Consider the following 19894-nt stretch of genomic DNA (forward strand, 5'->3'; position numbering starts at 1 on the left):
CCGGGCTAGGGGAGATCCAGCCCCTTCGGTTAGCCTCGCTTGGTGACGACATCTGCATCACCGCGACGGGCACCGAGGCTGTTCGCCATCAGTGACCTGCACGTGGCGTATCCCGAGAACAGGAAGTTCGTCGACGAGCTCTGGCCGGAACACGAGGGCGACTGGCTGATAGTCGCCGGTGACGTCGCGGAGATGGCGGCCGACATCGAGTGGTCGCTGCGCACCCTCGCCGAGCGGTTCGACACCGTGATCTGGTCGCCGGGCAACCACGAGCTGTGGACGCCCCGTGACGACCCCAACCAGCTGCGCGGCGAGCCCCGCTACCGCCACCTGGTCGAGCTCTGCCGCCAGTTGGGCGTGCTCACGCCGGAGGACCCCTTCCCGGTGTGGCGCGGCGAGGGCGGCCCGGTGACCATCGCGCCGCTCTTCCTCCTGTACGACTACACGTTCCGGCCCGAGGGCACGTACGCGAAGAGCGACGCGCTGGAGTACGCGTACGAGACCGGGGTCGTCTGCACGGACGAGGTGCTGCTGCACCCGGACCCCTACCCCAGCCGCGAGGACTGGTGCCGGGCCCGGGTCGCGGTCAGCAAGGAGCGGCTCGACGCGATCGACCCCTCCTTGCCGACGATCCTGATCAACCACTGGCCGGTCGTGCGCGAGCCCACCCGGATCCTGCGCTACCCCGAGTTCGCCCTGTGGTGCGGCACGGAGGCCACCGCGGACTGGCCGGTGCGCTACCGCGCCGCGGCCGTGGTCTACGGCCATCTGCACGTGCCCCGCACCACCTGGCACGACGGGATCCGGCACGAGGAGGTGTCGGTGGGCTATCCGCGCGAGTGGAAGCGCGACTGGCACCCGTCGCCGCGGCTGCGGCAGATCATGCCCGCGCCCGCCCGGTCCGCGCGGTGACGTGCCGGTGACGTGCCGCTCCGCGCGGTGACGGACCCCTCCGGCCGCGCGGCTCAGGAGCCGACGCGGATCAGCTCCTTCTCGTAGGCGAAGATCACCGCGTGCACGCGGTTGCGAAGGCCCAGCTTCTCCATGATCCGCTGGATGTGGAACTTCACCGTGCTCTCGCTGAGCGTCAGCTCCCGGGAGATCTCCGCGTTGCTGAAGCCGCGCGCGAGCAGCTTGAAGACCTCGGTCTCCCGGTCGGTGAGGCGGCGCAGCGGCGCGGCGCCCGCGCCCGCCGCCCGCGCGGGCACGCCCGCGGGGCGCCCCGCCGCCGTGGCGCGCACGGCGGCGGCCAGCTCGCCGGAGCCGCTCGCGCTGGACAGCAGGCCGCGCACGCCGACCCGGAGCACCTGCCCGGCCGCGGCGTCCACGTTGTCGAGCAGTACCAGGACGTTCGCGGGCCGCGGCGGGGCGGGCCGGGACAGGGCGCACACACAGGCGAGCGCCTCCGCCGCGCCGGTGTGCGAGTTGACCACGACGACGTCCGGCCGCAGCTCGCGGAAGCGGGCCGCGGCGCCCGTGCCGTCCTCGGCGACGGCGACGACCTCAAGGTCGGGACAGCCGTCGAGGATGGTGCGGAGCCCCGTCAGTGAGATGGGATGCGAATCGACCAGGAGGATCCTGGTACACGCCAAGCCTGACATCAATTCCCCCGTTTGCCTGGAGCGTTGGGCCCGTCCCGCCCCCGGGAGCCGTGCCCCGGCGGCGCGGAACAGTTCTCCAGGATAGAGCGGGCCGCGCGGATCACTCCGCGCCCGCCGTCACACCTTCGCCCCACACCCGTGGGCGTCGGGCGCGCACCCGCGCGGGGTACCGTGCGTGCGAACGACGTGGCCCGCCGCCGTCGGAGGGGACGACCTCGCCATGCACGCACGCGCTCGCTTCACCGACCGGGTGGCCGTCGTCACCGGGGCCGCGTCCGGAATCGGCGCCGCCACCGCCGTGCGCCTCGCGGGCGAGGGCGCGGCCGTGGTCGTCGCCGACGTCGACGACGGGCGCGGCCGGGCCGTCGCCGAGGACATCCGGGCCGCGGGCGGACGGGCCCGGTCCGTGCGCGCGGACGTCGCCGACGCCGCCGACTGGGAGCGCGTCCTCGCCGCCGCCCACCGCTTCGGCCCGGTCGGCGTGCTCGTCAGCAACGCCTACGCCTCCGAGGTCGCCCCCGTCCACGAGATGACCCGGGCGTCCTTCGAGCACCAGCTCGCCGTGAACGTCACCGGCGCCTTCCTCGGCGTCAAGGCGGCCCTGCCCGATCTGCGGGCGCACCGCGGCGCGGTCGTCGTCACCTCGTCCGTGCACGCGACCCACGGCATCCCCGGCCACCCCGGATACGCGGCGAGCAAGGGCGCCCTGGTGTCCCTCGTCGGACAGCTCGCCGTCGAGTACGGGCCCGAGGTGCGGGTCAACGCCGTGCTGCCGGGGCCGATCCTGACGCCCGCCTGGGACCGGACGGACGAGGCGGACCGGGAGCGGAGCGTCGTGGGCACCGCCGCCCGCCGGTTCGGCACGCCCGAGGAGGTGGCGGCGGCCATCGCCTTCCTCGCCGCGGACGAGGCCTCCTACGTCACCGGGACGAGCCTGGTCGTGGACGGCGGCTGGAGCGTGGCGAAGGACTCGGCCTGACCCCGTGGGCGCGAGAGCACGGCCTGACCCCGAGAAGCAGCGGAGGAGCGGCAGTTGAAGATCACCCGGGTGGAAACCTTCCTCGTCCCGCCGCGCTGGCTGTTCTGCCGCGTGGAGACCGACGACGGCGTCGTCGGCTGGGGCGAGCCCGTCGTCGAGGGCCGCGCCGAAGTGGTGCGCGCCGCCGTCGACGTCCTGGCCGAGTACCTGATCGGCAAGGACCCCGCCCGCATCCAGGACCACTGGCAGGTGCTCAGCAAGGGCGGCTTCTACCGGGGCGGCCCGGTGCTCTCCAGTGCCGTCGCGGGCCTGGACCAGGCGCTGTGGGACATCGCGGGCAAGGCGTACGGCGCGCCCGTGCACGCGCTGCTCGGCGGCCCCGTGCGGGAGCGGGCGCGCGTGTACGCGTGGGTGGGCGGCGACGAGCCGAGCGCGCTCGCCGAACAGGTCGCCGCGCAGGTCGACGCGGGCTTCACCGCGGTGAAGATGAACGCGGCGGGGGTGACCTCGCCGCTGACCACGCTCGCCGAGACGGCGGCGGTCGTCGAGCGCGTCGCCGTCGCCCGCGAGGTGCTCGGCGCCCACCGCGACGTCGCCGTCGACTTCCACGGCCGGCTCACGCCCGCGAGCGCCCGCCGTGTCCTGCCCGAACTCGCCCCGCTGCACCCGCTCTTCGCCGAGGAGCCGCTCCTTCCCGACCAGGCCCGGCTGCTCCCCGGCCTGGTCGCCGCGAGCTCCGTGCCCCTCGCCACCGGCGAACGGCTCTACGGCCGGGCCGACTTCCTGCCCGCGCTCACCGCCGGGATCGCCGTCGCCCAGCCCGACCTCTCGCACGCGGGCGGCATCACGGAGGTGCTGCGCATCGCCGCGCTCGCCGAGACCTACGGCGCGCTGCTCGCCCCGCACTGCCCGCTCGGGCCGATCGCCCTCGCCGCCAGCCTCCAGATCGCCTGGGTCACCCCGCACTTCCTGATCCAGGAGCAGAGCCGGGGCATCCACTACAACAAAGAGGCCGACCTGCTCTCGTACGTCGTGGACACCGAGCCGTTCCGCTTCACCGACGGCCACGCCCACCGGACGGACCGCCCGGGCCTCGGCGTCGAGATCGACGAGGCGGCGGTGCGGGCCGCGGACCGGCGCGGGCACGCCTGGCGCAACCCGGTGTGGCGGCAGCCGGACGGCTCGTTCGCCGAGTGGTGACCGGGGGCGGCGCCAACGCCCGTGTCCGTACGCACTGTTGGCCCCGCCCGGCCCCGCGCCTACCCTGGTAGGCGCCCGAGGGGGGAGCCGCATGAGCGAACGCACCCAGGACCACGGCCAGGACGGACGTCCCGACCCGCCCGCCAAGGGCGAGCGCATCGCCGACTGGGCCGACGGCCGCCTGGGGATCCACACCCTCGGCAAGTCGCAGCTGCGCAAGGTCTTCCCGGACCACTGGTCCTTCATGTTCGGCGAGATCTGCCTCTACAGCTTCCTGATCCTCATCCTCACCGGCATCTGGCTGACCCTGTTCTTCGAGCCGAGCGGCATGGAGGTCGAGTACAACGGCACGTACGAACCGCTGAAGGGCGTCCTCGTGACGCGCGCCTACGAGTCGACCGTCGACATCAGCATGGAGGTGCGCGGCGGGCTGCTCATCCGGCAGATCCACCACTGGGCGGCCCTCGTGTTCGTCGCGGGCATGCTGGTGCACATGATGCGGGTGTTCTTCACCGGTGCCTTCCGCAAGCCGCGCGAGCTCAACTGGCTGTTCGGCTGGACGCTTCTGATGCTCGGCCTGATCACGGGCCTGACCGGCTACTCGCTCCCCGACGACCTGCTGTCCGGCACCGGCGTGCGGTTCGCGCAGGGCGCCATCCTGTCGATCCCCGTCGTCGGGACCTACCTCTCCTTCTTCCTCTTCGGCGGGGAGTTCCCGGGCCACGACATCATTCCGCGCCTGTTCGCGGTGCACGTGCTGCTGCTGCCGGGGATCATGCTGGGCCTGATCGTGGCCCATCTGATCCTGGTCTTCTACCACAAGCACACCCAGTTCGCGGGCCCCGGCCGCAGCGAGCGGAACGTCGTCGGGGCGCCCTTCTTCCCCATCTACGTGGCCAAGGCGGGCGGCTTCTTCTTCCTGGTCTTCGGCGTCCTCGCGATCATGGGCGCGGTCGCCACCATCAACCCCGTGTGGGCACTCGGCCCCTACCGGCCCGACCTCGTCGGCACCGGGGCCCAGCCCGACTGGTACCTCGGCTTCTCCGAGGGGCTGATCCGGGTGATGCCCAGCTGGGAGATCAACGCCTGGGGCCACACCCTGGAGCTGGGCGTCTTCATCCCGTTCGCGCTGTTCCCGCTGATCATGATGGTGATCGCGGCGTATCCGTTCGTGGAGGCCTGGGTCACCAAGGACCGCCGTGAGCACCACATCGCCGACCGGCCGCGCAACGCGCCCGCGCGCACGTCGTTCGGCGTCGCCTGGCTGTCGCTGTACGGCGTGCTCATGGTCGGCGGCGGCAACGACATCTGGGCGACGCACTTCCACTTGTCCATCAACGCCATCACGTGGTTCGTGCGGATCGCGTTCTTCGCCGTGCCGCCGCTCGCCTACGTCGTCACGTACCGGATCTGTCTGGGACTCCAGCGCCGCGACCGCGACAAGGTGCTGCACGGCCGGGAGAGCGGCGTCATCAAGCGCCTGCCGCACGGCGAGTACGTGGAGGTGCACCAGCCGCTCACCCAGGCCGAGCGGTACACGCTCACCGCGCACGAGCAGCCCGTGCCGTACGAGGTCGGGCCGCTCGTCGACGCGAACGGCGTGGTGCGCAAGGTGCCCCGGGCCGAGCGGCTGCGGGCCCGGCTCTCCCGCGCCATGTACGGCCCCGGCACGCAGGTGCCGGGGCCGACGGCGGAGGAGTACCGGCAGGTCCACAGCGGGGACGGCCACCCCTGAGGGCGGCGCCCGGTCAGGCCGGTAGCGCCCGGGGCGTGGCGGCGAGCTCCCGCAGCCAGGCGGGGCGCACGACCTCCATGCCGAGCCCCGACGGCACCGGCACGGGCCCCCGGGAGAGGTACTCCTCGCGGTAGCGGCGGCAGTCGCGGTGCCAGACGTGGATCCCCGCCAGCCAGTCGCGCAGCTCCTGCACGTACTCGTCGACGGCGTCCCGCGTCGGCGCGTCCAGACCGAGATCCGCGCAGAGCGCCGGCAGTTCGTGCGCGACCACGTGCTGGAACTGGCTCAGGCGCGACCGCATCAGGTCGTCGACGATGCCCAGCGCCGTGGGGTAGTCGCAGTCGAAGAAGCTCTGCACGACGAGCACCGCGTTGTGCAGCTCGCCCTCGTACTCGATCTCCTTCTGGTACGAGAAGACGTCGTTCATCAGGGTCGCGTAGTCGGAGGCGGCGTTCTCCAGGGCGCGCAGCGGGCCGCTGTCGAGGACCTCGCGCGGGATCCGCTCGCCGTGGGCCAGCCGGCTCAGGCTCATCGTGAAGTCGGAGCCGAAGGTCAGACGGCGCATCTCGATGTAGTCGACCGGCTCGGGGATGCGGTGCTGCGCCTGGTTGGCCAGCTCCCACAGCCAGCTGTCCGTCATCCTCACCAGGGACCGGCGCAGCGCGGCCCGGCCCTCCACGGCCATGGGGGCGGTCGTGCGCGTCCACAGGTCGGCAAGGCCCCGCTCAAGCGCGTTGGCCGGGGGCGGGGGCGGGGAGCCGTCGAGCGGCATGAACAGCGTCAGGCGGTCCGTGCACACCTTCGCGCCCAGCAGGTCGCGGGGCCTGCCGAACACCACCGGGTAGTAGTCGTCCGCGTACGTGCCCCAGGCCAGCCAGCAGGCGTCCAGGTCCAGTTGCTCGGCCGTGGCGTCCGGATGGATGCCCGCCGCGCACAGCGCGAGGTCGTACCGGGCGACCTTGTGCGCGTCCCAGACGTGCGAGGCGGGCACGCCCGGCTGCGGTTGGAGCAGGCCCATCCGCAGGCACCAGTCGACGACCTCGCGCCGCGAGCGCTCCAGGTGCGGGGAGAGCGTCGCGGTGAACGGCAGGTCGAAGTCCGGCAGCACGGAGGGCCCCACGCGCTGGAACGGCACGTGCGTGAAGCGGCGCGGGCGCTGGGTGCCGGTGGGGGACAGGAGCGCCCGCACGCCCGTCGCCGAGGTGCCGATGCCGGAGGGGCCCGCGAGGGGCGACGGGGTGGCGGTGGCGCCCTCGTTCATGTAGCGGCTGGAGCGCAGATGCCACTCGTGGCCGCCCGACTGCCAGTCCTGGAGGCCCTTGGCGTACGCGAGGACGTCCGCGCACCGGCCGGGCGGCAGCGCCTTCTCGGCGAACAGCGGCGCCAGCTCCGTGAACAGCGTGTCCTCGAAGTGCTGCATGCGTGAGGTGAGGAGCTCGTTCACGGAGTCCGCCGCCTCCTGCGTCGTACAGCCGAGGAAGGTCTCCAGGACGAGCACGCCGTTGCTGAGCTCGCCCTCGTCCTCGACCTCGCGCTGGTACGAGAACAGGTCGTTGCGCAGGTGCACCGCGTCGGAGAACGTGTCCTTGAGGACGCGCAGCGGGCGCGCGTCCGCGACGACGTCCGGCACCTCGGCGCCCGTCGCGTACTCGATGAGCCCCGCCGACCAGGGCGCGCCGCCCACCTTGCGGCGCATCTCGATGTACTCGACGGGGTTCGCGACCCGCTGGGCGTTGATGTTGGACAGCTCCCACAGCGACTCGTAGAGGAGGTTGCGGGTGCTCTCCGCGAAGCGGGCGCGCCAGCCCAGGGACATCTGGGGCACCGTGCGCCGCCACAGGTCCGCCAGGCCCGCCTCCACCGGGTTCTCCGGCCTCGGCATCGGCGTCGCCAGGTCCATCGGCATGAAGGCGGGCAGCCGGTCGAGGTAGGCCTTGCCGCCCGCGCGGTCCTTGGTGCGCTTGAACAGCTCCAGGAAGTGGTCGTCGAAGAAGAAGACCCACACGTACCACTCCGTGACCAGCGAGAGCGCGGGCCCGTCGCAGTCCGGGTGGGTGTACGCGCACAGCAGCGGGTAGTCGTGCGCGTCCAGGTCCGCCTGCTCCCAGACGCCCGAGCCCTCCAGCATGCCCATGCCGCGCGCCCACCGCAGGGAGTGCGAACGCGCCTCGTCCACATGGGGGTTGAGCCGTGCCGGATGCACCATGTAGAAGTCCGGCAGTTCGAAGGGGCGTGTCGGCCGCGGCATACGGAGGTCTCCTCAGACAGGGGGCGTACGGCAGCCAGGCACTACCCCCGGCGCGCCGTTCGAAGCGGCGCGGGGGTCGCGGTCACACCATCGCGTGATACGCCGATGCGAAAGTGTGGCGCGCGCCAAACGCCCGTGCGAGCCGCCGTGCGCCGGAGCGAACCGTGAGGAGACCGCATGACCAGGGAAGTCCGCCACCCCCTGCCGCTGTACCGACAGACCGTGCCGCCCGAGTGGATCGACTACAACGGGCACCTGAGCGAGGGCTACTACTCCGTCGCGTTCGGCTTCGCCACGGACGGCCTGATGGAGGCGACGGGCCTGCACGCCGACTACCGCGCCGCCACGGGCGGCACCCTCTACGTCGTCGAGGCCCACGTGCGGTTCCTGCGCGAGGTCGCCGTGGGCGCCCACCTCGCGATCCGCAGCCGCGTCCTCGGCTCCTTCGCGCGCAGGCTGCACTTCGCCCACGAGATGTACGTCGTCGAGGGGCCCGCGGCCGAACCGGCGCCGGACGCCGAGCCCGTCGCGACCATCGAACTGCTCGCACTGCACGTGGACCGGCGGCAGGGCCGCTCGGTGCCGTTCCCCGAGCCCGTGCGGGAGCGGCACGCGGGCCTCGTCGAGAAGGCGCCGCCGTGGGCGGGCAGGGCGGTCGGCACGCCGCCCCGCTGAAGTGGTAGGAGTTCAGGGAGACGTCCTCCGTGGGGAAGGACGAGGAGAGAGCAGGGTGGCACAGACGTGAGGCTGACGATTCTCGGCGGCGGCGGGTTCCGCGTACCGCTGGTGTACCGGGCGCTGCTCGCCGACCACGAGGAGGGCCGCGTCACCGACGTCGTCCTGCACGACGTGGACGCCGGGCGGCTCGACGCGATCGCCCGGGTGCTCGCCGAGCAGGCGGCTGGCGTGCCGGACGCCCCGGCGGTACGGGTCACCACCGACCTCGACGAGGCGCTGAGCGGCACCGACTTCGTGTTCTCCGCGATCCGCGTCGGCGGTCTGGAGGGCCGCGCCGCCGACGAGCGGGTCGCGCTCGCCGAGGGCGTGCTCGGGCAGGAGACCGTGGGCGCGGGCGGCATCGCGTACGGCCTGCGGACCGTGCCCGTCGCCCTCGACATCGCCCGGCGCGTGGCGCGGCTCGCGCCCGAGGCGTGGGTCATCAACTTCACCAACCCCGCCGGGCTCGTCACCGAGGCCATGTCCCGGCACCTCGGCGACCGGGTCATCGGCATCTGTGACTCCCCGGTGGGGCTCGCCCGCCGCGTCGCGCGGCTGCTCGGCGTCGAGCCCGGCCGGGCCTGGGCCGACTACGCGGGCCTCAACCACCTGGGCTGGCTGCGCGGCCTGTGGGTGGACGGCCGCGACGAGCTGCCGCGCCTGCTCGCCGACCGCGACCTCCTGGAGTCCTTCGAGGAGGGCAAGCTCTTCGGCGCCGACTGGCTCCAGTCCCTGGGCGCGATCCCCAACGAGTACCTGCACTACTACTACTTCAACCGCGACGCGGTCGCCGCCTACCAGCGGGCCGAGCGGACGCGCGGGGCCTTCCTGCGCGACCAGCAGGCCCGGTTCTACCAGGCCCTGAGCGGACCCGACGCGCCCGCGTTCCGGACCTGGGACGCCACCCGCGCCGATCGCGAGGCGACGTACATGGCGGCGAGCCGGGAGGCCGCGGGGGCCGGGGAGCGGGCCGAGGAGGACCTGGAGTCGGGCGGCTACGAGCAGGTCGCCCTGGCCCTGATGCGGGCCGTCGCGCGCGACGAGCGGACGACGCTGATCCTCAACGTCCGCAACCGCACGACCCTGTCGGTGCTCGACGAGGACGCCGTGGTGGAGGTGCCCTGCGTCGTCGACGCGAGCGGGGCGCACCCCGTGTCCGTCGATCCGCTGCCGGGGCACGCCGCGGGGCTGGTCTGCGCGGTGAAGGCCGTGGAGCGCGAGGTGCTCACGGCCGTGGAGGACCGCTCCCGCGCGGCGGCGGTCAAGGCGTTCGCCCTGCACCCCCTGGTCGACTCGGTGACGGTGGCGCACCGCCTCACCACCGCCTACCAGCAGGCCCACCCCGCCCTCGCCTATCTGACGTGACTAGCGGCCCTCGCCCACCTGGTCGAGGAAGCCGTGGAGGTTGCGGAGCGTCCGCTCGTGCTGCTCCTCAAGGCTCAGGCTCTCCTCGAACCGCCGGGCGAGCGCCGACGTCTTCTTGCCCCGTACGTACAGGGAGCACGCCAGGTCGGCGCAGATGTAGAGCCCCACCGAGTTCCCCTGGCGCCCCGCCTCGCCCGCACGGGGCGCGACGAACAGCGTGATGCCCGACCCGGCCTGCGGGGTCACGCACACCGAGCAGATGCTGGACTTGAGCATGCTGCGGCGCGCCCCGGTGGACGCCCGCAGCGCCACGCCGAGCAGGGCGCCGCCGTCCCGCCGCGCCACCACATAGCCGCGGTCCGGCGCCTTGGGGTCGCGCCAGCCGAGGAAGTCGAGGTCGTCCCAGGGGGTCTCGGCGAACCCCGGGGGCAGCGTCAGGCGCCGCGCCTCGCCCTTGGAGCAGTTCACGAAGGACGCGCGGATCTCTTTCTCGCCGAGTGGTTCCATGATCCGGAAGTTATCAACCGGACCGGACGGCCGTCCTCCCATTTTCCGCCGCCCCGTCCGGCGCCGGGCCCGCCGCTCGCAGCGCCGGCAGCGGCGGCCGCGCCGCCCGGAACGGGAGGGAGCGGCGCATCGCGAAACCGAGGGCCTCGTACAGGCGGATCGCCCCGGTGTTCCGCGCCGAGGTGTGGAGGAAGGGCGTCTCGCCGCGCTCCCGTATCCCGTGCGCGACGGCGCGCACGAGCCGGGCCGCCAGCCCGCGCCCCCGGTACGCCGGGTCGGTGCAGACCGCGCTGATCTCCGTGAACCCCGGCGGCCGCAGCCGTTCCCCGGCCATCGCGACGAGCGCGCCGCGGTGCCGCAGGCCCAGATACGCGCCGAGTTCCACGGTGCGCGGCAGGAAGGGGCCCGGCCGGGTGCGCGCGACCAGGCCGAGCATCTCGGGCACGTCGGCGGGCCCGAGCCGCACCGCTTCGGCGTCGGGCGCGGCCGCCACGCCCTCGTCGACGAGTTGCACGCCCGCCACGTCGAACGTCAGCTCCCAGCCCGCGGGCACGGGCGTGCCGACGCCGGGCAGCGGCACGGAGCCGTCGGCCCCCGCGAAGCCTGCCAGGTCCGCCCAGTCGGCCGCGTCCGGCTCGGCGGGCAGGCCGAGCCAGGGCGAGACGTCCACGGGGTAGCGCACCACCCGCCCGCGCCGCTCGGCGAACCGGGCGTGCGGGCCGGTGAGCGAGGCGAGCCCGGGGTTGTCCAGCACGTCGGGGGACGGCGCGGCCGGGCCGCCGGTCACCGCCCGACCTCGATCACGACCTTGCCGCGCGCGTGCCCCGACTCGACGGCCCTGAGCGCCTCGCCCGCCCGCTCCAGCGGATACGTGGCCGTGAGGTGCGGGCGCAGCACGTCCGCGGCGGCGAGCGCGGCCACCGCGTCCAGGACCTCGGCGCTGCGGGCCCGCGCGACGGGGGAGCCGCCGAGCTCGGCGACGATCTGCTTGCCGCCCGCGGTGATCAGCTTCGTGCGGTCCGCCACAAGCTCGGCGACGGCCCGCAGGTGGTCGCCGCCGACCAGGTCGAAGACGCCGTCGACGCCGTCCGGCGCGAGCGCCCGGATCCGCTCCACCAGCTCGGGGCCCGGCGCCACGTGCACGGCCCCGAGCGACTCGACGTACTCCTTCTTGCCCTCGCTGGCCGTGCCGATGACGCGCAGCCCCTCGTGGCGCGCGAGCCGCGCGGCGTAGCCGCCGACCCCGCCGCCGACGCCCGTGACCAACAGCGTGGCCCCGGCGGCGAGGGCGAGCTGGCGGACGCCGTCGTACGCGGTCGCGGCGGCGACGGGCAGGGCCGCCGCCTCGGCGAACGAAAGGCCGTCCGGCTTGTGCGCGGCGATCGCCACGGGAAGGAGCGTGTACTCGGCGTACCCGCCGGTGAGCGTGGACCCGAACACCGCGTCGCCGACGGCGAAGCCGGTGACGTCCGGGCCGACCTCCTCGACGACGCCCGCCGCCTCGCTGCCGAGGACCTCTGGCAGCTCCGCGGCCGCCTGGCCCGGCCTGCGGTAGCCGCCGCGCAGCTTGTGGTCGACGGGGTTGACGCCCGCGGCGCGCACGGCGACCAGGAGCTGGCCCGGGCCCGGCCGCGGCGGCTCCCGGTCGATGAGGGCCTCCACCTCGGGGCCACCGTGCCGGGTGTACACATACGCCTTGGCCATGCGCTCCTCGCTCTCCTGCGTGGACGGGACGCGCGGCGCCGGGGGCGCCGCACCAGTGATCACAAGGCCGGCCGCCGCACGGGCATTCCCCGGCCCCGGAGTGTTCACGGGGCCGCAACGTGTTCACGGGGCGGCAACGTTGGCCATGTCTTCACACGGCGGTCATCGCACCGCCCGCCTCTTCCGTCAGCCTTGCTCCGCTTGACACACTGCATCCGCCCACGCCCCCCACATCACGTGAGGTCCCTTCCCCATGCCCGAAATCAACCGGCGCCGCTTCCTGCAACTCGCCGGCGGCACGGCCGCGTTCTCCGCGCTCTCCGAGAGCATCGGTCGCGCCGCGTCCCTGCCCGCACGGCGCCGCTCCGGCTCCATCGAGGACGTGGAGCACATCGTCGTCCTGATGCAGGAGAACCGTTCCTTCGACCACTACTTCGGCACCCTCAAGGGCGTGCGCGGCTTCGGTGACCCCCGCCCGGTGGCGCTGCCCGGCGGCAAGCCGGTGTGGCACCAGAAGGGCGGCGGCAAGGAGGTCCTGCCGTTCCACCCGGACGCGGCCGACCTGGGCATGCAGTTCATCGCCGGGCTCGACCACGACTGGGCGGGCGGCCACCGGGCGTTCAACAACGGCGCGTACGACCAGTGGATCCCGGCCAAGTCCGAGCGGACCATGGCCTACCTCACGCGCGGGGACATCCCCTTCCACTACGCGCTCGCCGACGCCTTCACCATCTGCGACGCCTACCACTGCTCGTTCATGGGGGCCACCGATCCCAACCGCTACTACATGCTCACCGGGCACGTCGGCAACGACGGCACCGGCGGCGGCCCCGTCCTCGGCAACCAGGAGGCGGGCTACGGCTGGACCACGTACGCCGAGCGCCTGGAGAAGGCCGGGATCTCCTGGAAGGTGTACCAGGACATCGGCGACGGCCTGGACGCGGCGGGCAAATGGGGCTGGATCACGGACGCCTACCGCGGCAACTACGGCGACAACTCCCTCCTCTACTTCAACACCTTCCGCGGCGCCAAGCCCGGCGACCCCCTCTACGACAAGGCCCGCACCGGCACGAACGTCAAGGCGGGCGACGGCTACTTCGACATCCTGAAGGCCGACGTCAAGGCGGACCGGCTGCCGCAGATCTCCTGGATCGCCGCCCCCGAGGCCTTCAGCGAGCACCCCAACTGGCCCGTGAACTACGGCGCCTGGTACATCGCACAGGTCCTGGACGCGCTCACCGCCAACCCCGAGGTGTGGGCGAAGACCGCCCTGTTCATCACGTACGACGAGAACGACGGGTACTTCGACCACGTCGTGCCGCCCTACGTCCCCTCATCGGCGAACCAGGGCCTGTCCACCGTCGCCACCGCGCTCGACCACTTCCCGGGCAACGCCCAGTACGCCGCCGGGCACTACGGCCTCGGCCAGCGCGTGCCGATGGTCGTCGTGTCGCCGTGGAGCACCGGCGGGTTCGTCTGCTCCCAGGTGCTCGACCACACCTCGATCATCCGCTTCATGGAGCGCAGGTTCGGCGTGCGCGAGCCGAACATCTCGCCGTGGCGCCGGGCCGTCTGCGGCGACCTGACCGCCGCGTTCGACTTCGCGGGCCGGGACACCTCCCCGGCCGCGCTGCCCGACACCTCCGGCTACGAGCCGCCGGACCACGCGCGCCACCCCGACTACTACCCGAAGCCGCCCGTGAGCCCGGCCCTGCCGAAGCAGGAGTCCGGCTCCCGGCGCACCCGCCCGCTGCCGTACGCACCCCTCGTCGACGGCCTGGCGACGCCCGCCGACGGCAAGTTCCGGCTCACCTTCGGCGGCGGGGACGCGGCGGGCGTCTGCTTCCACGTACGCGCGGGCAACCGCGGCGACGGACCCTGGACCTACACCACCGAGGCCGGGAAGACGCTCTCCGACGCCTGGAACTCGGCGTACTCGGGCGGCAGTCACGACCTGTCCGTGTTCGGCCCCAACGGCTTCCTGCGCACCTTCAAGGGTCCCGGCAAGAAGGCGGGACCCGAGGTCACCGCCCGCCACGACCGCGCCACCGGCAACATCAAGCTCACCCTCACCAACGCGGGAACCACCGCCTGCGTCCTGACGGTGACGAACGCCTACGGCGGCCGCAAGGAGACCTTCCAGGTCAAGCCCGGCGCGACCGTCCAGCACACGGTGGACCTGCGGGGCAGTGAGCGCTGGTACGACCTGACGGTCCTCGCCGACACCGACGCGGGGTTCCTGCGGCGCCTGGCCGGGCACGTGGAGACCGGCGCGGCCGGAGTGAGCGACCCGGGCCTCGCCACGGCCTGACCCCCGGGCGCGCCGCGGGGCCCCGCAAAACCGTTGCGGGGCCCCGCCGCCCCGGCGTTAGCATCCGGGAGCATGAACCGCACCCACCGCCCGAGCGGCGCCCCGGACAAGCCCGTCCTCGACGGTCTTGAGCAGCACTGGTCCCGGCGGTGGGCAGAGGACGGCGTATACGCCTTCGACGCGGACGCCGCCCGCACCGGGCCGCGCGACGCCGTCTTCTCCATCGACACCCCGCCGCCCACGGTGAGCGGCTCCCTGCACGTCGGCCACGTCTTCTCGTACACGCACACCGACACCGTCGCCCGCTACCAGCGCATGCGCGGCAAGAACGTCTTCTACCCCATGGGCTGGGACGACAACGGCCTGCCCACGGAGCGCCGGGTGCAGAACCACTACGGCGTCCGCTGCGACCCCACCGTGGCGTACGACCCCGACTTCACCCCGCCCGAGCGGCCCGGCAAGCGGCAGGTCCCCGTCTCCCGGCGGACCTTCATCGAGCTGTGCGAGCGCCTCACCGCCGAGGACGAGCGGGCCTTCGAGGACCTGTGGCGCACGCTCGGCCTGTCCGTCGACTGGTCGCGGACGTACCGGACGATCGACGCGCGGGCCCGCGCCGCGTCGCAGGCCGCCTTCCTCGACGACCTGGCGCGCGGCGACGCCTACCTGGCCGAGGCGCCCACGCTGTGGGACGTCACCTTCCGCACGGCCGTCGCGCAGGCCGAGCTGGAGGACAGGGAGCGGCCGGGCGCCTACCACCGGATCGGCTTCCGCGGCCCCGACGGCCGTGCCGTCCTCGTCGACACCACCCGGCCCGAACTCCTGCCCGCCTGCGTCGCCCTGGTCGCGCACCCGGACGACGAGCGCTACCGCGACCTGGTCGGCACGTCCGTCCGCTCGCCCCTGTTCGACGTCGAGGTCCCCGTCGTCGCGCACCACCTGGCCGCGCCCGACAAGGGCACGGGCATCGCGATGGTGTGCACGTTCGGCGACACCACGGACGTCACGTGGTGGCGCGAACTGCGGCTCGCCACCCGGCCGGTCATCGGCTGGGACGGCCGCTTCCTCGCGGCCGCGCCGAGCGGCCTCACCTCGCCCGCCGCCCTCGCCGCGTACGCCGACCTCGCGGGCGCCACCGCGCACACCGCGCGGGAGCGCGTCGTCGCGATGCTGCGCGCGGGCGGCGAGCTGCACGGCGAGCCGCGCCCCGTCACGCACGCGGTGAAGTTCTTCGAGAAGGGCGACAAGCCCCTGGAGATCGTCACCACCCGCCAGTGGTACCTGCGCAACGGCGGCAGGGACGAGCGGCTGCGGTCCGCGCTCCTGGCCCGCGGCGCGGAACTCCAGTGGCACCCGCCGCACATGAAGGTCCGCTACGACAACTGGGTCGGCGGCCTCAACGGCGACTGGCTGATCAGCCGCCAGCGCTTCTTCGGCGTCCCCATCCCGCTGTGGTACCCGCTCGACGGCGAGGGAGAGCCCGACCACGGCCGCCCGATCGTCCCGGACCCGGCGGCGCTGCCCGTCGACCCCGGCGCGCAGGCCCCGCCCGGCTACGCGGAGCACCAGCGCGGCGAGCCGCACGGCTTCACCGGCGATCCGGACGTCATGGACACCTGGGCCACCTCGTCGCTCACCCCGCAGATCGCCGGACGGCGCCTCGCGGACCCGGAGCTCTTCGCCCGTGTCTTCCCGATGGACCTGCGGCCGCAGGCCCACGAGATCATCCGCACCTGGCTGTTCGCCACGGTCGTGCGCGCCCACACGGGCCACGGCACCCTGCCGTGGCGGCACGCCGCGATCTCCGGCTGGATCCTCGACCCCGACCGCAAGAAGATGTCGAAGTCCAAGGGCAACGCCGTCACGCCCACGGACCTGCTGGACCAGCACGGCTCGGACGCGGTGCGCTACTGGGCGGCGAGCGCGCGGCCCGGCACGGACACCGCCTTCGACACCGGCCAGATGAAGATCGGCCGACGGCTCGCGACGAAGCTCCTCAACGTCGGGAAGTTCGTGCTCGGCATCGGCGGCGACCCGGGCGCACGAGCCGTGACCGAGCCGCTCGACCGCGCCCTGCTCGCCGCGCTCGCCACGACCGTCGAGGAGGCGAGCGCCGCCTTCGACGCGTTCGACCACGCGCGCGCCCTGGACCGCGCCGAACAGTTCTTCTGGCGCTTCTGCGACGACTACGTGGAGCTGGTCAAGGCCCGCGCGTACGGCGACCACGGCGACGAGGCGGCGCGCGACTCGGCCCGGGCGACGCTGCACACGGCTCTGGACACGGTGGTGCGGCTCTTCGCGCCCGTCCTGCCCTTCGTCACCGAGGAGGTCCGGTCCTGGTACGCGGACGGCAGCGTCCACCGTGCCGCGTGGCCGTCCGCCGAGGCGCTGCGGGCGCTCGCGGGGGACGCGGACCCGGCGGTCCTCACCGCGGCCGGCGAGGTCATCGCGCACGTCCGCAAGGCCAAGTCCCTCGCGCGCCTCTCCCTGCGGGCCGAGGTCGGGACCGTCGAGCTGTGGGCGCCGCGCGCGACGCTCGACCGCTTCGCCCTGGCCGAGCGGGACGTCCGGGCCGCGGGGCGGGTGGGGACGGTGTCGGTCCGCGAGGCCGACGGTGAGCTGCGCGTGGAGGTGCTGCTCACACCGTTCCGCTGAGCGGAACGCGGGGCTGGCGGAGCCCACCGGGGGGCACGGTAGTGTGCCCGGGTGACAACGCAATCGAACACCCCTGCAGGCTGGTACCCGGACCCCCAGGGTGCCTCCCAGCTCCTCCGCTGGTGGGACGGCGCACAGTGGACCGACCACACCACGGCGAACCAGCAGGGCGCGCCGGGCCAGCAGGTTCCGCCCCAGGCGGGCCCGGCCGCGGCCGCTCCCGCGCAGGCCGTCGCCGAGCAGGCCCCGTTCGCCGCGCCGCAGCAGGCGGCCCCGGCGGCCGACCCGGCGAAGGTCCAGCGCCAGGTCCAGCAGCAGGCGGGCATCACGCCGGCCGCGCAGGGCGGCGGCACCCTGTTCACCGAGCCGGTCCTGGTGGTGAACCAGAAGGCCAAGCTGATCGAGCTGACCAACGAGTACAAGGTCATGGACCAGTCGGGCAACCAGCTCGGCACGGTCACGCAGGTCGACCAGAGCGCGCTGAAGAAGGTCGCCCGCTTCGTCTCCAGCGTCGATCAGTTCATGACGCACAAGCTGGAGATCCGCGACGCCCACGGCACGCCGCAGCTGCGCCTGACCCGCCCCCGCAAGTTCATGAAGTCGCGGGTCATCGTGGAGCGCCCGGACGGCCAGCCGGTCGGTGAGATCGTCCAGCAGAACGTCTTCGGGAAGATCAACTTCGCGATGATGGCCAACGGCCAGCAGGTCGGCGCCATCAAGGCGGAGAACTGGCGCGCCTGGAACTTCTCGATCGTCGACCACACCGACAACGAGGTGGCCCGGATCACGAAGACCTGGGAAGGCCTCGCCAAGACGATGTTCACGACGGCGGACAACTACGTCCTCCAGATCCACTTCCAGCTCCCGGAGCCGCTCCTGAGCCTGGTCGTGGCGACGGCCCTGACGGTGGACACGGCCCTCAAGCAGGACTCGCGCGGGATCGGCTGACCGCACCCGCAGCCACGCGGAAGCGGCCGCACGCCCCTGGGGGAGTGCGGCCGCTTCCGTGCGTACGGGTGGCTCGTCCGCGGGCCTATCCGCGCCGCGCGGGCAGCGCCTCCCCGGCCACCGCCTCCGCGGCTTCCGGCTGGCCGGGGATCGACGGCAGGGAGCCGGGGGCGGGCGCGGGGCCCCGCGGCGTCCGGGTCAGGAGCACCACCCCGTACGCGGCGAGCGCCGCGCCCGCCGCCGCGAGGAACACCCCGCCCGCGCCGCCCCGCAGCCGTTCCCCGAGGAGCGCGACGCCGATCGCGGACGCGGCCACCGGGTTGGCGAGCGTGACCACGGCGAGCGGTGCCCCCAGGCCGCCGCGGTACGCCGTCTGCGACAGGAACAGACCGCCGACGGCGAACGCCGCGACGAGCAGCGCCACGACCACGACCCGCGCGCTGAGCAGGGGCCCGGAGGCGTCGGTCGCCGCGACCGTCACGGTCTGCGTGAGCGCGGAGGCGACGCCCGACGCGAAGCCGGACGCGGTCGCGTGCCGGAGGCCCGGACGGGCGCCGCGCCGGGAGAGCACCCCGATGGCGGCGGCCGTCACCGCGGCGACCGTCAGGGCCTCCGGAAGCGACAGCGTGTCGTCGGGCGCGGGGCCCGACGCGGTGAGCAGCAGCGTCCCGAGACCGATCAGCGTGAGTCCCGTGCCCCGCCACTCCAGGCGGGTGACGCGCCGCCCGGCCAGGCGCGCGCCCAGCGGCACGGCGGCGACCAGGGTGAGCGCGCCGAGCGGCTGCACCAGCGTGAGCGGCCCGTACTTCAGGGCCGCGACGTGCAGCAGCGCGGCGGAGGCGTTGAGCCCGACGGACGCCCACCACGCTCCGCTGCCGAGCAGCCGCAGCACCCGGGGCCCGCCGTCCGTGAGGCGCGCGGCCAGCCGCTCCTGGGCGACGGCCGCGGTGGCGTAGGCCACGGCCGACACCAGGGAGAGCGCGACGGCGAGCAGGGTGGCGCTCACCGCCCGGCTCCGGAGCCGACGAGGTCGGCGGCGGGCGGGGCCGTGGGCCGGGCGGCGGGCGACGCCGCGGGCACGGAGCGGCGTACCACCCGCGAACGCGCCGGGCGCGGCGGCCGGAGCACGGCGAGCGCGATGCCGAGCAGCGCGGCGGCCGCGAGCGCGTCGAGCCAGTAGTGGTTGGCCGTCCCGACGATCACCAGGAGCGTGATCAGCGGATGCAGCAGCCACAGCCAGCGCCAGCGGGAGCGGGTCGCCACGATCAGGCCGATCGCCAGCATCAGGGCCCAGCCGAAGTGCAGCGACGGCATCGCCGCGAACTGGTTGGCCATGGTGTCGGCCGCGGGCTTCGCCGCGTACACGGACGGCCCGTACACCTGCGCGGTGTCCACCAGGTGCGCCGTCGGCAGCAGCCGGGGCGGCGCGAGCGGGAAGCCGAGGTGCAGCGCGAGCGCGGCGGCGGTGAGCACGGCGAGCACGCGCCGCGCCCACACGTAGTGCCGGGGCCGGCGCAGATAGAGCCACACCAGGAAGAGCAGCGTCGCCGGGAAGTGCACGGTCGCGTAGTAGGTGTTGGCCACGTGCACGACGCCGTCGCCGTGCAGCAGCGCGTCCTGTACGAGGCCTTCGCCCGGCAGCCGCAGGGTGCGCTCGGCGTCCCAGACGCGGCGCGCGTTGCGCAGCGCCTCGCCGGTGTGGCCGTTGGCGAGCTGCCTGCCGAACTTGTAGACGAGGAAGAGCCCCACGACGAGGAGGAGCTCGCGGACGAGGGGCGGCCGGGCGGCGGCGCGCTCGACCGGCGGTGCGGTGGCTGTCCTCGGCGGCCCCGGGGATATCCCGGGCTCCCCTTCGGCGGCCTCGGTGCGGGATTCGCGGGCTTCCATGCCCCGGCCCCTTTACGTGACGACTGGGTGGTGCGGTGAT

General features: G+C 73.8%; 16 protein-coding genes. 9 read left to right on the forward strand and 7 right to left on the reverse strand.

The features are described from left to right. Nucleotides 1-42: 42 nt before the first annotated feature. Nucleotides 43-912 carry a metallophosphoesterase family protein gene (locus CP982_RS33660; RefSeq protein ID WP_144321857.1) on the forward strand — a complete coding sequence of 290 codons (870 nt, stop codon included), beginning with the start codon at nucleotides 43-45 and terminating at the stop codon, nucleotides 910-912. Nucleotides 913-965: 53 nt separating this feature from the next. Here CP982_RS33660 and CP982_RS33665 read toward each other — a convergent pair whose 3' ends face one another. Further along, nucleotides 966-1592, reverse strand: coding sequence for a response regulator transcription factor (locus CP982_RS33665; protein WP_189719298.1), 627 nt, complete (start codon nucleotides 1590-1592; stop codon nucleotides 966-968). 229 nt (nucleotides 1593-1821) lie between these two features. Between CP982_RS33665 and CP982_RS33670 the strand changes: the two genes are divergently transcribed. The 3 genes from CP982_RS33670 (at nucleotide 1822) to qcrB (ending at nucleotide 5515) form a co-directional block, all read left to right on the forward strand. Then, the gene (locus tag CP982_RS33670; protein WP_150513909.1) at nucleotides 1822-2580 is read left to right on the forward strand and encodes an SDR family NAD(P)-dependent oxidoreductase; all 759 of its coding nucleotides are present in this window, start codon (nucleotides 1822-1824) and stop codon (nucleotides 2578-2580) included. 54 nt (nucleotides 2581-2634) lie between these two features. Next, nucleotides 2635-3780 (forward strand): galactonate dehydratase, encoded by a 1146-nt coding sequence (gene dgoD, locus CP982_RS33675; protein WP_150513910.1) that lies wholly within the window; start codon nucleotides 2635-2637, stop codon nucleotides 3778-3780. A gap of 91 nt (nucleotides 3781-3871) precedes the next feature. After that, nucleotides 3872-5515: a cytochrome bc1 complex cytochrome b subunit gene (gene qcrB, locus CP982_RS33680; protein WP_150513911.1), complete on the forward strand. Its 1644-nt coding sequence runs from the start codon at nucleotides 3872-3874 to the stop codon at nucleotides 5513-5515. A 13-nt stretch (nucleotides 5516-5528) separates the two neighbouring features. On the opposite strand, the gene CP982_RS33685 is transcribed toward qcrB, so the two are convergent. Continuing rightward, a complete protein-coding gene (locus CP982_RS33685; RefSeq protein WP_150513912.1) occupies nucleotides 5529-7763 on the reverse strand; it encodes a terpene synthase family protein in 2235 nt (744 codons plus the stop codon). 177 nt (nucleotides 7764-7940) lie between these two features. On the opposite strand from CP982_RS33685, the gene CP982_RS33690 reads away from it, so the two are divergent. Next, nucleotides 7941-8438 carry a thioesterase family protein gene (locus CP982_RS33690; RefSeq protein WP_150513913.1) on the forward strand — a complete coding sequence of 166 codons (498 nt, stop codon included), beginning with the start codon at nucleotides 7941-7943 and terminating at the stop codon, nucleotides 8436-8438. A gap of 66 nt (nucleotides 8439-8504) precedes the next feature. Further along, nucleotides 8505-9845 carry a 6-phospho-beta-glucosidase gene (locus CP982_RS33695; protein WP_150513914.1) on the forward strand — a complete coding sequence of 447 codons (1341 nt, stop codon included), beginning with the start codon at nucleotides 8505-8507 and terminating at the stop codon, nucleotides 9843-9845. On the opposite strand, the gene CP982_RS33700 is transcribed toward CP982_RS33695, so the two are convergent. Genes CP982_RS33700 through CP982_RS33710 form a run of 3 tightly spaced genes read right to left on the reverse strand, consistent with a single transcriptional unit; the run spans nucleotide 9846 to nucleotide 12056 of the window. Continuing rightward, nucleotides 9846-10352 carry an FBP domain-containing protein gene (locus CP982_RS33700; protein WP_150513915.1) on the reverse strand — a complete coding sequence of 169 codons (507 nt, stop codon included), beginning with the start codon at nucleotides 10350-10352 and terminating at the stop codon, nucleotides 9846-9848. It lies immediately after the preceding gene. A gap of 13 nt (nucleotides 10353-10365) precedes the next feature. Continuing rightward, nucleotides 10366-11139 carry a GNAT family N-acetyltransferase gene (locus tag CP982_RS33705; protein ID WP_150513916.1) on the reverse strand — a complete coding sequence of 258 codons (774 nt, stop codon included), beginning with the start codon at nucleotides 11137-11139 and terminating at the stop codon, nucleotides 10366-10368. Beyond that, nucleotides 11136-12056, reverse strand: a complete 921-nt coding sequence (locus CP982_RS33710) for an NADP-dependent oxidoreductase (RefSeq protein WP_150513917.1) — start codon at nucleotides 12054-12056, stop codon at nucleotides 11136-11138. The genes CP982_RS33705 and CP982_RS33710 overlap by 4 nt, the downstream gene beginning before the upstream one ends. Before the next feature lie 253 nt (nucleotides 12057-12309). Here CP982_RS33710 and CP982_RS33715 point away from each other — a divergent pair, with 253 nt between their 5' ends. The 3 genes from CP982_RS33715 (at nucleotide 12310) to CP982_RS33725 (ending at nucleotide 17967) form a co-directional block, all read left to right on the forward strand. Continuing rightward, complete coding sequence (locus tag CP982_RS33715) at nucleotides 12310-14367, forward strand: phosphocholine-specific phospholipase C (protein ID WP_150513918.1); 2058 nt, start codon at nucleotides 12310-12312, stop codon at nucleotides 14365-14367. A gap of 72 nt (nucleotides 14368-14439) precedes the next feature. Continuing rightward, nucleotides 14440-17019, forward strand: coding sequence for a valine--tRNA ligase (gene valS, locus CP982_RS33720; RefSeq protein WP_150513919.1), 2580 nt, complete (start codon nucleotides 14440-14442; stop codon nucleotides 17017-17019). Nucleotides 17020-17070: 51 nt separating this feature from the next. After that, complete coding sequence (locus CP982_RS33725) at nucleotides 17071-17967, forward strand: LURP-one-related family protein (RefSeq protein WP_150513920.1); 897 nt, start codon at nucleotides 17071-17073, stop codon at nucleotides 17965-17967. 85 nt (nucleotides 17968-18052) lie between these two features. Here the strand turns inward: CP982_RS33725 and CP982_RS33730 are convergent, their stop codons facing one another. Continuing rightward, entirely contained in the window at nucleotides 18053-18973 is a 921-nt protein-coding gene (locus CP982_RS33730; RefSeq protein WP_150513921.1) for a DMT family transporter, read from the reverse strand. Next, nucleotides 18970-19854 carry a phosphatase PAP2 family protein gene (locus CP982_RS33735; protein WP_150513922.1) on the reverse strand — a complete coding sequence of 295 codons (885 nt, stop codon included), beginning with the start codon at nucleotides 19852-19854 and terminating at the stop codon, nucleotides 18970-18972. Before CP982_RS33735 ends, CP982_RS33730 begins: the two co-directional genes overlap by 4 nt. Nucleotides 19855-19894: the final 40 nt, after the last annotated feature.

The organism is Streptomyces spectabilis (assembly GCF_008704795.1).
In the GTDB taxonomy this organism is placed as follows: Bacteria; Actinomycetota; Actinomycetes; order Streptomycetales; family Streptomycetaceae; genus Streptomyces; species Streptomyces spectabilis.

Bases quoted from the DNA above. Each gene is read 5' to 3' on its own strand.
- CP982_RS33710 (WP_150513917.1), bottom strand. From the start codon at position 12,056: ATGGCCAAGGCGTATGTGTACACCCGGCACGGTGGCCCCGAGGTGGAG.
- qcrB (WP_150513911.1), top strand. From the start codon at position 3,872: ATGAGCGAACGCACCCAGGACCACGGCCAGGACGGACGTCCCGACCCG.
- CP982_RS33685 (WP_150513912.1), bottom strand. From the start codon at position 7,763: ATGCCGCGGCCGACACGCCCCTTCGAACTGCCGGACTTCTACATGGTG.
- CP982_RS33700 (WP_150513915.1), bottom strand. From the start codon at position 10,352: ATGGAACCACTCGGCGAGAAAGAGATCCGCGCGTCCTTCGTGAACTGC.
- CP982_RS33670 (WP_150513909.1), top strand. From the start codon at position 1,822: ATGCACGCACGCGCTCGCTTCACCGACCGGGTGGCCGTCGTCACCGGG.
- CP982_RS33715 (WP_150513918.1), top strand. From the start codon at position 12,310: ATGCCCGAAATCAACCGGCGCCGCTTCCTGCAACTCGCCGGCGGCACG.
- CP982_RS33735 (WP_150513922.1), bottom strand. From the start codon at position 19,854: ATGGAAGCCCGCGAATCCCGCACCGAGGCCGCCGAAGGGGAGCCCGGG.
- valS (WP_150513919.1), top strand. From the start codon at position 14,440: ATGAACCGCACCCACCGCCCGAGCGGCGCCCCGGACAAGCCCGTCCTC.
- CP982_RS33690 (WP_150513913.1), top strand. From the start codon at position 7,941: ATGACCAGGGAAGTCCGCCACCCCCTGCCGCTGTACCGACAGACCGTG.